The sequence below is a fragment of the Photobacterium sp. SP02 genome, assembly GCF_038519165.1.
GTDB classification, from domain to species: Bacteria; Pseudomonadota; Gammaproteobacteria; order Enterobacterales; family Vibrionaceae; genus Photobacterium; species Photobacterium halotolerans.
This window is the reverse complement of the sequence record NZ_JASJOJ010000079.1, coordinates 1-14,211: the sequence shown is the minus strand read 5'-3', so window position 1 is coordinate 14,211 and position 14,211 is coordinate 1. Positions and strand designations below refer to the sequence as shown.

The following is a 14,211-nucleotide window of genomic DNA, read 5'->3' as shown; positions in this document are numbered from 1 at the left end:
GGAACGCTTCCGTCTCAAGCAACATGATCTGCCTGCGAAAGACTTTGTGGTGATCACAGCGAAGGTGGTGTCCGACAATCAAGCCCCTGTGGTCAGTCTGACCGCCTCTGATACAGCCACGGCTGAGCAAGTGGTCACAGTGTCGGCAGCCATCTCAGATGCCGATGACACCAATCTGACTGTCAACTGGTCTGTGTCCAATGATCTGACACTGCAAATCAGCCCGGATCAGCGTTCAGCCACATTTACCGCGCCGGTAGTTACGGTTGAGACGCCTGTGACTGTGTCGGTTGCTGTGTCTGATCCTGCCGGGAACAGCGTGACGGCAACCAAGACGGTGACTGTCCAGCCAGCCGGGGAAACCTGTGCGCAAAACTGGTCGGCCACGGCAGTCTATGTCGCTGGCGATATTGTGGTCTTTGACGGTAAAACGTGGCAAGCACAGTGGTGGACCCAGGGCAATGAGCCGGGTGCTGAGCAGTGGGGCCCATGGACTGTGGTTGGGAATGCCAGCTGTACGGGTGAGACGACAGAGCCCGTGGTGCCGGTTGACCCATCTGAGCCGACGGATCCTGATGGAACCACAGATCCAACAGAGCCTGTGATGCCGGGAGATTACCCAGCGTACGAAGCAGGCACGGCCTATACTGCCGGCGATAAAGTCAGTGCGGGTGGCGTGGATTATCAGTGCAAGCCTTATCCGTACGCAGCCTGGTGCAGTGGTGCCGCCTGGGCCTATGCGCCGGGTACTGGCACGGCGTGGCAAGATGCCTGGACTGTGTTGTAAGACACAACATAGTTAGATAATACCGCATCACGACAGGCTGGTTTGAGAGACTGAAATACCTGTGGTTAGTTATGTAAAGCCCTCCTTTTATCAAGGGGGGCTATTTTTATCAGCATTACGGTTTGGATGAAAAATCAGTTATTCATTGGTATCAGATAGTAAAGGGTTAAATTTTCTAATCAGGCTTGATGAAGCCACGCAAGATAAATATGTGTATAGGCCATTTTCATCGCAACATAAGCTAATAAAAAAGCCATGAATAATTGGAAATATCTGAAAAAGTCTGTACTGCTGACACGCTTTCCTATCAGTTTCCCGGTGAGTGAATAACTTAAGGGTGCACCGAAAGCAAACACAGATAATGCAATAGAAATTATCAACGCCTTTAATCCGACAATATTCAGTGCCGGAAACTGAATGGTGACAATGGGCAAACAGGCAATCAATCCTTTTGGGTTCAGTAGCTGTAGCATCAGTCCATCCCGAAATCTCAGGTTCGAGAAGGCAGCGGATGTCGTATCCGGTTGTAACCCCGATCTGAATAACTTCCAGGACAGAAAAAGCATATAAGCACAGCCCAGAATACTGATATATGGAATAACTGACTCCTGAACAACTGAGTGACTGAGAAAGCTCAATGAAAGAAAAAGGATAAACATGGCGAAACTCACACCCATGAAAAAACCTGTATTCTTGTTTGTTTTATTATTGAGTCCTGTATTAAAGCTGAGCAGATTCACAGGACCGGGTGAATACATGATTGAAAATGCATATAGCCAGATCTCAAGCATATTTTTATCCAGTTGAAAGTTGTTAGCGTGTTATTTGTAATTGATATTGTTTAGGTGTCATGCCGTAACTTCGTTTGAATCGGCGGTTTAAATGGCTGATATCAGAAAATCCGCAATCTGTTGCGACATCAATCACGGACTCGCCCGTCTCCAGTGCTTTTCGTGCATGGTTAATCCGGCAATTAATTACGTATTGATGGGGTGTAATCCCAAACTGGGAGCGAAACAGCCGTATAAAATGGTACTTCGACATAGTGGCCGCGCTGGCAATATCGTCGATGGAAATGTTCTGGTTCAGATGCGCATGTATATACTCTTTCGCCCGCAGTAACAGTGTGTCGGTACGATTCGTAGGTGGCTGCTCATTCAGCTCTCCGCCTCGGCGTACCAGCGAATGTGAAAGCTGAAACAGTCCTGATTCCAGTTCTATGTTTGTGGTGGCCGGATTTTCCATCAGCGCAGAGAGCATCAGTGTCTGCTGACGCAAAATCATGTCGTCAAGTAAGGTGCCGCCGATTCTGGGAAGCAGCCCCTGACGTACACCTAATGCTCTGAACTGAGGAATAAATACCTCCGGATGTATGTATAACATCCGGTACTCAAGTTCCTGAGTATCGCCGGAACAGCCGTCATGGACATGTTCCGGATTAAATATCAGCACCCCGCCAGGCGGGCTGCTATGAAAAGCCCGCTGGCAAAAGAAATCCTGCCGCCCTTTGAGGGTCACACCAATGGCATATTCTTCGTGAGCGTGTTTGTCATAGGAAAAGTCACTCATTGTGGCATGAAGTAGGGTAACGCCAGCCAGATGAGGATTGCTGAAAAACTGAAATTGATTCTCTGATTCCATGTTGTCCTCCTGTCCGTGCGACTTAAAAGAAGAGGTTAACCAATCTTTTCAAGAAAGGCTTGAACAAAATTGCTCATCATGCCGGTTGTGCTGCTTCAAGTTCGTGATTTTTCGGTGCGACTTGCTCATGGGTCAGATCAATGATGCGTTATGAGGTTCAATTGATCTGTTTAGCAATCACCCCGATAAAAAGTAGGTTAGGTGCAAATAGGAAGATAGATTTCTTGGTTAGTATCCTCATAACTTTCAACAATGATATCGGGGTATTGAGCGATAAACTGAATGTGTTATTTGGGATGTCTAAATTAAATGGAAAATAATTAAGCTATAAAAGTGATAGCTTCGAAGTTGAATTCGGGAGTTATGTCATTTAAATATGATACCGGTTTGCATTTATTTATCACTGAATCAATTCGTAAGTGAATCCGTGATCGTCAGAGCCTTATCGATTATGAGTCACTTTCATTATCAGTGTTGAACTACCATTTACCGAGATATCGCACTATACAGAGAACAGGAGTGTTGTTATGACATTTAACCTGCGAATTCAACCTTCATACTTGGGACGTTTAGCCGGCCTTGGAATAGCCGTTGTATTTTCTTCTTCTGTAATGGCAAATGATTGGACATACAGCGCCGAAGTATATGCGTTGGGCGCGGGTGTCGATATCAAGACTACTCGCGGTCAGAGCACGGCAGCTGATTTTGATGATATTATTGATAATTTAGAATTTGCTCTGTTTGGGTCCTTTGCCGCTAAACGCGACAGACTGGCTCTCATTGCAAATATTCTCTATGTCGATTTGCAGGATAGCGAAGTCAACTCCCGAGATTCAATGACCCGTCGGGTTGAGGTTGAGCTGAAAACTGTCGTAACCACACTCGCTGCGGGCTGGGAATTCAATCGCAGTGACACTTATGTGATCCACGGGGTTCTCGGAGCAAGATTGTTGGCACTGGATACCGACTTGACCGCTGAGGTAGATTCTCTCGGTGCAAGCTACTTTAATGAATCAACTGAGGTTTGGGACGCAGTCATCGGTGTACAGGGCCGAGCAGAGTTATCTAACCAATGGTACCTATCTTATTATGCGGATATTGGTACTGGCGATTCAGACTTAACCTGGCAGGCAGTGACTTCAGTTGGTTATCGTTTCGAAAACCTTGATATTGCTTTTGGGTATCAATATCTTAAATGGCAGTTCAATGAAATGTTATTAGATGAACTAGAAATAGCAGGCCCGGCACTAGGACTTCGATTTCATTGGTAGTTAAATATCAATTTTACGCAGCGTACATACTGATTTGTAAGCCTATTCTCGGGCCTGTAGATTCCCTTCTGCTATTATTACTAGCGTTTCACGTATTCAAAGATCAACCTGACAACCCAATGATACCAAGCGGGTGAGAGCGGAGACTGATTATGCAAGTGAACAAAGTTATATTACGGAAAACTCTGACGATAGCCATGATAACCACCTTGTCAGGCTTTTCGGTATCGCCTCCCGGGCAGGCGGCAAGCGGTGAGTTGGATCGTACCACCTTACCCATTGCAGAACCTGAACCACCAACTTATACAGAGCTTGATGTGCGAGACACCAAACCGCCTCCCCGGTTTGAGGTGACAGCCCCCGAAGGTGCCCCTAATGTGATTATTGTCCTGATCGATGATCTGGGTTTTGGAGCGACGTCCACGTTCGGTGGCCCCATTCCAACGCCAACGCTTGATGAGCTTGCTCAGGGGGGATTACGCTATAACAATTTCCATACGACTTCTCTGTGTTCGCCGACCCGAGTGGCACTTAAAGCCGGACGTAATCATCACACGGCCAATGCCGGTTCGATTATGGAGACTTCTACAGCGTACCCGGGAAACACGGGCGCCATTCCTAATCGCGTTGCACCGCTTGCAGAGATGCTGCGTTTGAACGGGTACAGCACTGGCGCGTTTGGTAAATGGCACGAAACGGCCGCCTGGGAAACCAGTGTCTCCGGTCCCTTTGATCGCTGGCCGACCCGGCAGGGATTCGACAAGTTCTATGGCTTTATTGGCGGTGAGACAGACCAATGGTCACCGTTGATCTTTGATGGCGTCAAACGCATTAATCCGCCACGTACCAAAGGCTATCACTTCACTGAAGACATGACTGATCAGGCTATCAACTGGATGAAAGCGCAGCAGTCAATGACCCCGGATAAACCTTTCTTCATGTACTTTGCCACGGGTGCCACACACGCTCCGCACCATGTACCTAAGGAGTGGATTGAGAAATTTCATGGTCAGTTCGACGAGGGGTGGGACCTGATACGACAAACAAGCTATGAAAGGCAAAAAAAGGCAGGCATCATTCCGGGAAATACCCAGTTGCCACCACGCCCTGACGATATCAAGGCTTGGGATCAGCTCTCTGAGGATGAGAAAAAATTGTTCCGTCGTCAGGCTGAAACCTTTGCTGGATTTGTGGCTCATACTGACCATAACGTCGGCCGACTGATGGATGCCGTGGCTGCCATCGGCGAAATGGACAACACCTTGATCTTCTATATTGCTGGCGATAATGGCACCAGTGCCGAAGGGGGTATGGTCGGGATGTTCAATGAAATGACCTACTTTAATGGTGTGCAGGAAAAGGTAGAAGATTTGTTACCTTTGATTGACAAGTGGGGCAGCCCTGAGACTTTCCCGCATATGTCAGCTGGCTGGGCCGTGGCCTTTGATGCGCCTTTTACCTGGACAAAACAAGTCGCCTCCGATTTTGGCGGTACCCGTAATGGTCTCGTCGTTCACTGGCCGCAAGGCATCAAGGCACCCGGCGGGTTACGAAACCAGTTCAGTCATGTGATTGATGTCGCGCCGACAGTATTGGAAGCGGCCAAACTGCCGGAACCTACTGTAGTCAATGGTACGCCGCAAGTGCCAATGGAAGGGACGAGTATGCTCTACAGCTTCAATGACGCTGAAGCGAAGGAACGCCACACTGTGCAATATTTTGAGATGTTCGGAAATCGTGCCATCTACAGTGAAGGTTGGTTGGCACGCACAATTCACCGTGCGCCCTGGCAGACAGGCAAACAGAAACCGCTGAAAGAGGATGTCTGGGATTTGTATCATGTCAGGGAAGATTTCAGCCTCGCGAATAATCTCGCCGATAAGCATCCTGAAATGCTCAAAGAGTTACAGGCACTGTTTATGTCTGAAGCAGAGAAATACCACGTGTTGCCTATCGACGACCGTACAATTGAGCGCACGAATCCGGCGCTGGCTGGACGACCAGATTTGATTGGTGATCGCAAGTCATTGACTCTCTACGAGGGTATGAATGGCATGTTAGAAAATACCTTTATTAACGTGAAAAACCGATCTAAAACCATCACGGCTGAAATCGAAATTCCCGAGGGTGGCGCCTCAGGTGCATTGCTTGTTCAGGGTAGCCGGTATGGTGGCTGGTCGCTGCATGTGCGAGAGGGTAAGCCGGGCTATGAATACAACTGGCTCGGACTACAGCGCTACGTTATCGAGAGCCCTGATGCTTTGCCGAGCGGGAAGTCGACTGTCGTGCTTAACTTTGTCTACGACGGTGGGGGGCTCGGTAAGGGAGGCGAAGCGACGTTACTGGTCAATGGGAAAGAAGTGGCTAAAGGAAGGGTGGAAAAAACGCAGCCCAATATCTTCTCGGCAGATGAAACAGCCGATGTAGGTCTTGATAACCAGACTCCTGTTGCCAACGGCATAGGTTATGGCCCGGAGGAGACTAAGTTTACTGGCAAGATCCACAAGATCGTGCTCGAGGTGAAATAAACTGCATCTTAGTTAGTCAGTCACTGGTGCTTTTACGCACCAGTGATATGCCTCAGGGAAAACACAATAGGATGGTTTGTTGTGGCCGTGAACACCATTATTCATTACCGAATGAACCAGACAGTGAGTGGTGATGAAACTTGTATTGAACTCCGACCATCAACTGCGAATTGAAGTGATTACCCTATAAGTCTTTGTTGTTAATAGATGGGTGGGAGGTGCATCATGCGAATATACCCCCTTGCTATTGCAATGGTTTCTCTCCTGATCTTTGCCGGTTGTGCGGGTGTTTTTCGGCAGGAAGCGGTTCCCGAGCACTTAACAGCCAGGGCTGTCATCCCGGGGCTGGAAGACGTCAGGTATCGTATAGGAATTGATACTGAGGCGCTGATCATGGATGCGAACATATCTTTTGAGCGGGAAATTGCTCATCTCAAAGCGAGTGGTCATACGGGGCAGTTGCCGCCAGCGCACTTTCTTGTCATCTCCGGCGGCGGTGACCAGGGTGCTTTTGCTGCCGGCTTGTTAAATGGCTGGACCGCGGCGGGAGGCAGGCCGGAATTTAAGCTGGTGACTGGGGTGAGTACGGGCGCTCTGATCGCGCCATTCGCATTTCTGGGCCCGGCATATGATCAGCAGCTCAGAAACCTATATACGACTATTTCAACTTCAGACATTATCAAAGAGCGATGGTTTCTTGCTGCACTGACCTCTGATGCCATGGCTGATACATCCCCTTTGTGGCAACTTGTCGAAAGAGAGATTAATGAATCTTTGCTTGCAGCCGTGGCTGCTGAGCATGAGAAAGGCCGGATGCTCTTCGTTGCTACAGTTGATCTGGATGCGCGTTATTCTGTGATCTGGAATTTGACAAAGATTGCGGCTAGTGGCGATCCAAAAGCACTCAATTTGTTTCGAACTGTGCTCATAGCTTCGGCGTCGATCCCGGGCGCATTTCCGCCGGTTATGATTGATGTTCAGGCTGAGGGGCGCTCATACCAGGAGATGCATGTGGATGGCGGCACAATGTCACAGCTCTTTATTTATCCGCCTGATGTGCATGTGAAAGACATGTCAGTAAAACGTAATGTGGTACGGGATAGACAGGCTTATATCATTCGGAACGCAAAGCTGGACCCAGAATGGGCTTCAGTCGAGCGTCAAACGATGAGCATCGCAGAGCGGGCAATATCTTCACTGATACATACACAAGGAATTGGTGACTTGTACAGAGTCTATTTGACTACGCAACGTGACGGTGTGGATTTCAATCTGGCTTTTATTCCGGCAAGTTTTAATACGCCTCACCTTAAGGAATTTGATTCTAAGTACATGCAGTCACTTTTTCAGGTTGGTTATGATATGGCGGCGGGTGGGTATCCATGGAGCAAGACACCGCCAGATTTTTGATACCACTGCTCTTGCTCTTCGACGGAGGGGGCTTGATGACCAGACTCCAGTTGCCAATGGCATAGGCTATGGCCTGGAGGAGACTAAGTTTACTGGCAAGATCCACAAGATCGTGCTTGAGGTGAAATAAACTGTATTTGAGTTAGTCACTGGTGCTTTTGTGCACCAGTGATATGCACCAGTGAGATACCTCAGGGCAAAGACAACACTGTATGAGCAGCGGTGATTTGCTCAGCGCGTTAAACCGTTTCAGTAACCAAGCCGCTGCCGTAATTGTTCCAGCTGCGGGTCACTGCCGTAGGTGTTCAGCCAGGACGTCACCAGTTTATAGGCTTTTTCTCTTTGATTGAGTTGCTCCATCACCAACGCCAAGGCCAGGGTTGTTGGCCGGAAACCGGGTTGAATCTCATAGGCTTTCTGCAGTTCGATTTGAGCCTCAGGTAAGGATTTTTGCCGGACATACCATAACGCCAGTGCGTAGTGAGGATCGACCGCATTCGGATGCGCTTTTACCGCAAGCTTGAGCAGATCACCTGCTTTGTCGTCCCGGCCCGTGGCACGGTATAAATCCGCCAGGTTCAGTAAAGCATCCTGATAGTCAGGCGTAATGGTCAGGGCCTGGCGGAAATAGGTTTCAGCGCTAAGGCTATCTTGCTGATTTAAGCTGAACAGGCCCAGAATAACCTGCATGTCGGGCATACCTGAATTGAACTCTGAATTTGTGATGAACTCTTTATACAACATCTGCACCTTGTCGCTTTGTGCTTTGGCCAGCTGATAAAGCGGCAATCCAGCTAAGGCTCGGGCTATTTCATAACGTACTGCCCGGACGGGTTCATCCAGGTGTGCAGACAACAATTGCCAGCGTTGCAAAACAGGTAACTGCATCACAGAGCGTACGGTGCCAAGCCGGATCATCCAGGACTCGTCATTGAGCAAATCAGCGATACTTTGCTGATCATTTGCCACTTGGTTCGGGCTTAAACGCAGTGCAGCGCTGGCTCTTACAATAGCGCTGTAACCGCCGTCATTGGCAATGTTTAACAGTGCTTTGTCTTTGTTTATTCCCTGATCGGCCGCCATGAAGGTGGTCGCAAATTCAGGTTTCTGCTGTGGTTTTTGTAAATCAGCCACCCATGCCTGAATTGCTTTCGTTGCCCAGGCGGGTGTCTGTTCAGTATGGCAGGACGTGCAAGCGTCCGGACTGCCGACCTGGTGACTTAACAACGGATCAGGAACACGAAAACTGTGGTCTCGTCTGGCGTCCACCCCCATGTAGGTGGTCTCTGTCATATGGCAGTTCACACACTGACTGGATTTTTCATCAGTGTGATGGTGATGAGTCACAGTGTCGAACACCTCAGGGTTATGGCACTGGCTGCACACCTGATTCCCTGGTTTTTTGAGTGCTAAGCTGTGCGGGTTATGGCAGTCGGAGCACACCACACCCTTTGCATGCATCTTGCTCTGCATAAAAGAGCCATACACGTATACTTCATCGAGCATCTGGCCGTCCGGATAGTAAAGCCCGGCTTCTATTAAGCGGGGGATATGCTGATCGGCAAAACGGCTGTCTGGTTCCCACTGGCTGAGTTCCTGACGACGTGAGTGACAATGCGCGCACACATCGACCTGATGCGGATTATGGCTGCTTGAACGGTATTTAATGCGGTGCCGGGCATTGGGGTATTGCCACAGTGCCGGATTACTGATGGTGTGTTTAAAGCCGAAATGCTGAGGAGGTGGTTGTGATTCTGAACGCGCCCAGCCGATGTGATCTTTGCCAGAGCCATGACATGATTCGCAACTGACGTTGATTTCATTCCAGGTTGTATTGAACGTATTGGTTTTTATGTCGAACTTGTTTACTAACCCGGTTGAATGACAACTGGCACAGCGGGTATTCCAGTTAAACTGAGTACCTGTCCAGTGCAGCGGGTCGTTAGAGTCAACGGCAGACTGCGCAGGAAGACCATGAGATAGACTTTCGTGCTCAGGATATAAATGGTACCAGCGTTGCCCGCCTTGAGAGGCGGGTCTGCTGTCCCAGATTATACTCAGGACTTGTTTTCTGCCGTCATCAAAATCCACTATATATTGCTGCAGAGGAAAGACCCCGAATGTGTAGCTGATTTTGAAGTCTTCTAACTGGCCAAGTGCATTCTCTGTTTTTACCCAAAACGCTTTGCCTTTGCGGTAAAAGGTGGAGGTGATTTTGCCATAAGTGAAGCTGGTGTTATTGAAATCGGCCAGAACAGATTCTTCTGTCGCTTTGAGCATCGCCGCCTGATGATGGCTGGTTGCCCAGTCCTGATAGGCTTGCTGATGGCATTGCTGACAACTTTCTGAGCCTGTGTATTGCGCAGCGACGGCAAAGGGAGAAAACAGAGTGAGCAGCAGAACTATCCATAGAGAAGCCACAGTTATTCCTTTCACTATTCTTTAAATGTCAGCACGTTGACTAAAGATTAAGTGAAGTTAGCGTTAAATGCCATGTTGGAAACGTTAACGTGATGATTTCGCCAGAGCGTTTACGAAGGCATAAGAAAAGGCCGCATCGCGGCCTTGGGGGTTTACGGCAGTGGTCGGGTATACCACTGCTTTTTCAGGGGAAAGGATTAACCAAAAGATTTACTCAATCCTTCCAGAAACGTTACTTTCTCGCGCATCTGGCTTGCGGCCTGTTCCATGCGCGACATCATGACAAGGTTTTCAGACGAGGAGGTGGAAATCTGATGGACGTTGTGACTGATCTCCTGAGCCACAGTGCCTTGTTCCTCCGCCGCTGCGGCAATTTGTGTTGAAATGTCAGCAATTTCATCCACCATGGACACCACTTCCAGAATACTGGCTGCCGTATCATTGGTGTGGGCGACACATTGCCGGGTCTTTTCAATACTCTCGGAAGAGGTTGCCTGCCACTGGTTCAGGGTGGCATTGATACTGACAATGCTGGTTTGAATATTTTCTGTCGCGCCGTGGGTACGCTGAGACAAGGCGCGCACTTCATCGGCCACGACCGCAAAACCCCGCCCTTGTTCACCGGCACGGGCCGCTTCAATCGCGGCGTTCAGTGCCAGCAGGTTGGTTTGCTCAGCAATGCCCTGAATTTCCATCATCATGGTTTCGATCTGTTCCGATACTTTCACCAGCGACTGGGCGGTTTGCGCCGCATTTTCGGTGTCTTTGGCCAGATCATTGATATTGTTTTGCGTGAGCTGCAGCACTTTGGTGGTGTTGGCGCATTTTTGTTGCGCGGTGAGCACTTTGTCTGTCGTCAGCTGAGTATTCTGCGCAATTTCCGTGGCAACAGCAGACATTTGGGTAATGGATGTGGCGATATGCTGGGTATCTTTGTCCTGATTGGAGATAGAGTCGCGGGTGGAAATGGTGACATTGGTAAGTTCATCAGTGACTTCGCGAATGGTCAGCGCTGCGTCATCTACCCGGCCCAGCACGGTTTTCAGTCGGGCATCGTTTAATTTCAGATGAAAATCGGCGATGGATGTCAGGTCATCACCGCTGTAGACAATACGGGTGAGGGCATCATAGTTATTCGACAGCTGCTGAAAAAAACGGGGTACAGCAAATAGTTCACCCCGACAAAGGATCGCAATGAAGATCAATGGAACAGCAGCGGATAGGAATTCGAACTGAGGGATATAAAAGTGCGTAAAGGCCACGCACAGCACGGTGAGCAGGGCAGACAGACCCAGCTTGGCCCAACTGGACAGACGGAACCCATAAGGATTTTTGTTATTGTTCAGTTGCTGATAGACATGGGTGGCGGTATTGATCATGTCCTGAGTTGGCTTGCGGCGTACCGACTGATAGCCAGAAACCCGATTGTTTTGATACAGCGGGGTGACGTAAGCATCCACCCAGTAATAACTGCCGTCTTTGCAGCGGTTTTTAACAATGCCCCGCCAGGGTTTTTCTGCTTTCAGGTGGCTCCACAAGTCGCCAAAGGCCGCTCTGGGCATGTCCGGGTGACGAATAATATTGTGATGCTGCCCGACGAGCTCGTCAAAGCTGTAGCCACTGACTTCCACAAATTCGTCATTGGCATAGGTAATGACACCTTGCAGATCCGTTGTGGTCACTAATTGAGCATTAGGATCAAGCACCACTTCCCGGTCATTGACCTGGCGATTTTTACGCATGAATTGTCCCTCTTCGTAACGCAATAGATGGCAGCATTGTTGAACTGTTAGCAGTTCTTTTAATTATGTAACGTAACACGTCTGACTCAACTCTAGATGAGGGGTCTTTAACCGCATAAGGCAAATGCCGGGGATTTGAATTTCCTCAAGGAATGCAAATTTAGTGGCAGAAAAAGTAAGCAAAGCTGAAATCAGCGATTATTATCTATGTCCACAGAGTATATCTTGCACTTAATAAGTCAGATGGATCGGATGACATAATTCCATATAAAGAGTGCGTCAATTCTGGGTAAACATTTAATAGAAAGGTTGCCAGCACGCTATAACAGCCAGCGTTTGTCTGAATCTTGTCTTAAGTGGCGAAGATGTGGTCGTTCAGGCAAGAAAAAACCCTGCGAGCGAAAGCAGGCAGGGTTTGAACTATCAGCCGAATAAATGACTGATTAGAAGTTCGCGGAACGCGGTGTACGTGGGAATGGGATCACGTCGCGGACGTTAGCCACACCGGTTACGTAAGAAACCAGACGCTCAAAGCCCAGGCCGAAACCAGCATGCGGCACTGTGCCGTAACGGCGCAGATCGCGGTACCAGTTCATATCTTCCGGGTCGATGTTCATGGCACGCATGCGCTGATCGAGAATCTCCAGACGCTCTTCACGCTGGGCACCGCCGATGATTTCACCAATGCCTGGTGCCAGAACATCCATGGCCGCGACCGTTTTGCCATCATCATTCATACGCATGTAGAAGGCTTTGATGTCTTTCGGGTAGTTCTTCACGATAACAGGTGCGTTAAAGTGCTCTTCTGCCAGATAACGCTCGTGCTCGGAAGACAGGTCGATACCCCACTCAACGTCGAACTCGAACTGACGGCCGGACGCTTTCAGGATCTCAATCGCATCTGTGTAATCCACCTGAGCAAAATCAGAGTCAACAAATTGCTCCAGACGGGTGATTGCTTCTTTGTTGATGCGCTGTGCGAAGAATTCCAGATCATCGCGGCGCTCTGCCAGCACGGCTTTGAACACATACTTCAGCATGTCTTCCGCCAGTTTGGCGACGTCGTTCAGATCAGCAAATGCCACTTCAGGCTCAACCATCCAGAACTCAGCCAGGTGACGGCTGGTGTTGGAGTTTTCAGCACGGAAGGTCGGTCCGAAGGTGTACACTTTGCTCAGGGCGCAGGCGTAGGCTTCGGCGTTCAGCTGGCCGGAAACGGTCAGGAAGGTTTCTTTACCGAAGAAGTCTTCGTTGAAATCAACCTGGCCTTGCTCGGTGCGTGGCAGGTTTTCCAGATCCAGCGTGGACACACGGAACATTTCACCGGCACCTTCGGCGTCAGCCGCTGTGATCAGCGGTGCAGATACCCAAAAGTAACCCTGCTCGTGATAGAAGCGGTGAATTGCCTGAGACAGGCAGTTACGCACACGGGCTACCGCGCCAATCACGTTGGTACGCGGGCGCAGGTGAGCCACTTCACGCAGGTACTCAATAGAGTGACGTGTTTTTGCCATTGGGTAGGTGTCTGGGTCATCTACCCAGCCAACCACTTTCACGTCAGTCGCTGCCAGTTCGAAGTCCTGACCTTGTGCCGGAGATTCAACCACTTTACCCGTTACTTCCACTGAACAGCCAGTTGTCAGCTTCAGGACTTCTTCCTGGTAATTATTCAGTGCATTCGGGACCACGGCCTGAATCGGGTCGAAACAAGAGCCGTCATAGATGGCAAGGAAAGAGATTCCGGCTTTGGAATCCCGACGTGAACGGATCCAACCGCGTACAGTGATTTCACTGTCTACCGCAATCTTACCGCTCAGTACGTCTGAAACAGGCGCGTAAGTCATGATGTCATTATTCTCCGTTTAGGCACGACTGAGTGCTGTGCTTAATTTACTGTCCAAAACAGCAATATTACCTGTCTTGACACAAGCATCAAGCCTTGATGCGTTACCTGATGGGAAATAATCACATTGTGTCGTGTTTTGTGTTGATTAAATAATCGCTGAGGCAACTCTGGCGGCCGTTTTCAGGCCGCCAGCGTGATTTTTAACCTAAGGCGCGGGTGGCGCCGGCGGTGTTAGATCGCAGGTTTGTCCGTCCCTTAATATGGTGCCGGGGAACGGGCTGTCAGGAAGCGGAGCTTCAGTGGGGGTCTGTACCGTAAAGGTCGGCACATTCGCTGCCGGGATCAGGGCAACCAGATCGCTCCACATCTCGCCGTCGTCTGCACCCAGAAGCGGTGTCGCACTCTGCCAGCGGGTGAAGTGGTTAAAGCCTTTGACCGTGAATGTCAGGCCATCGGTATCAGAGACTTTTATCCACTCTTTGAAATTGCCGGTCGGGAATTTTTTCGCGCCATTGCTGAAGGTTTCATCAATTTGCGCCTGAGACATGGCATTTTCGTAATACAG

General features: G+C 49.4%; 10 protein-coding genes. 4 read left to right on the top strand and 6 right to left on the bottom strand.

Annotated features, from left to right (window positions below):
- The coding region (locus P0Y67_RS20670; RefSeq protein ID WP_342393371.1) for a carbohydrate-binding protein at positions 1 to 787 on the top strand (787 nt) is incomplete at its 5' end.
- Positions 788 to 966: 179 nt separating this feature from the next.
- Here P0Y67_RS20670 and P0Y67_RS20665 read toward each other — a convergent pair.
- Together P0Y67_RS20665 and P0Y67_RS20660 are read right to left on the bottom strand one after the other, a co-directional pair.
- Entirely contained in the window at positions 967 to 1,578 is a 612-nt protein-coding gene (locus P0Y67_RS20665) for a LysE family translocator (protein ID WP_342393369.1), read from the bottom strand.
- Between the two features lie 22 nt (positions 1,579 to 1,600).
- Positions 1,601 to 2,428 carry an AraC family transcriptional regulator gene (locus P0Y67_RS20660; protein WP_342393368.1) on the bottom strand — a complete coding sequence of 276 codons (828 nt, stop codon included), beginning with the start codon at positions 2,426 to 2,428 and terminating at the stop codon, positions 1,601 to 1,603.
- A gap of 527 nt (positions 2,429 to 2,955) precedes the next feature.
- Between P0Y67_RS20660 and P0Y67_RS20655 the strand changes: the two genes are divergently transcribed.
- The 3 genes from P0Y67_RS20655 to P0Y67_RS20645 all read left to right on the top strand — a co-directional run bounded on the left by P0Y67_RS20655 (position 2,956) and on the right by P0Y67_RS20645 (position 7,637).
- Positions 2,956 to 3,699 (top strand): hypothetical protein, encoded by a 744-nt coding sequence (locus tag P0Y67_RS20655; RefSeq protein WP_342393367.1) that lies wholly within the window; start codon positions 2,956 to 2,958, stop codon positions 3,697 to 3,699.
- 152 nt (positions 3,700 to 3,851) lie between these two features.
- Positions 3,852 to 6,227, top strand: a complete 2,376-nt coding sequence (locus P0Y67_RS20650; RefSeq protein WP_342393366.1) for an arylsulfatase — start codon at positions 3,852 to 3,854, stop codon at positions 6,225 to 6,227.
- 225 nt (positions 6,228 to 6,452) lie between these two features.
- Positions 6,453 to 7,637: a patatin-like phospholipase family protein gene (locus tag P0Y67_RS20645; RefSeq protein ID WP_342393365.1), complete on the top strand. Its 1,185-nt coding sequence runs from the start codon at positions 6,453 to 6,455 to the stop codon at positions 7,635 to 7,637.
- Between the two features lie 249 nt (positions 7,638 to 7,886).
- Here the strand turns inward: P0Y67_RS20645 and P0Y67_RS20640 are convergent, their stop codons facing one another.
- The 4 genes from P0Y67_RS20640 to P0Y67_RS20625 all read right to left on the bottom strand — a co-directional run.
- A complete protein-coding gene (locus tag P0Y67_RS20640; protein WP_342393364.1) occupies positions 7,887 to 10,058 on the bottom strand; it encodes a tetratricopeptide repeat protein in 2,172 nt (723 codons plus the stop codon).
- Between the two features lie 197 nt (positions 10,059 to 10,255).
- Positions 10,256 to 11,800, bottom strand: coding sequence for a methyl-accepting chemotaxis protein (locus P0Y67_RS20635; protein WP_342393363.1), 1,545 nt, complete (start codon positions 11,798 to 11,800; stop codon positions 10,256 to 10,258).
- Positions 11,801 to 12,243: 443 nt separating this feature from the next.
- On the bottom strand, positions 12,244 to 13,644 hold the full coding sequence (gene asnS / locus P0Y67_RS20630) for an asparagine--tRNA ligase (RefSeq protein WP_342393362.1): 1,401 nt from the start codon (positions 13,642 to 13,644) through the stop codon (positions 12,244 to 12,246).
- A gap of 207 nt (positions 13,645 to 13,851) precedes the next feature.
- Positions 13,852 to 14,211, bottom strand: a 360-nt coding sequence (locus P0Y67_RS20625) for a hypothetical protein (protein ID WP_342393361.1), incomplete at its 5' end; no start/stop codon positions are given.

What these genes read in the sequence shown, in the direction of transcription:
- P0Y67_RS20665 (WP_342393369.1), bottom strand. Translation starts at nt 1,578, where the DNA reads ATGCTTGAGATCTGGCTATATGCATTTTCAATCATGTATTCACCCGGT.
- P0Y67_RS20660 (WP_342393368.1), bottom strand. Translation starts at nt 2,428, where the DNA reads ATGGAATCAGAGAATCAATTTCAGTTTTTCAGCAATCCTCATCTGGCT.
- P0Y67_RS20655 (WP_342393367.1), top strand. Translation starts at nt 2,956, where the DNA reads ATGACATTTAACCTGCGAATTCAACCTTCATACTTGGGACGTTTAGCC.
- P0Y67_RS20650 (WP_342393366.1), top strand. Translation starts at nt 3,852, where the DNA reads ATGCAAGTGAACAAAGTTATATTACGGAAAACTCTGACGATAGCCATG.
- P0Y67_RS20645 (WP_342393365.1), top strand. Translation starts at nt 6,453, where the DNA reads ATGCGAATATACCCCCTTGCTATTGCAATGGTTTCTCTCCTGATCTTT.
- P0Y67_RS20635 (WP_342393363.1), bottom strand. Translation starts at nt 11,800, where the DNA reads ATGCGTAAAAATCGCCAGGTCAATGACCGGGAAGTGGTGCTTGATCCT.
- asnS (WP_342393362.1), bottom strand. Translation starts at nt 13,644, where the DNA reads ATGACTTACGCGCCTGTTTCAGACGTACTGAGCGGTAAGATTGCGGTA.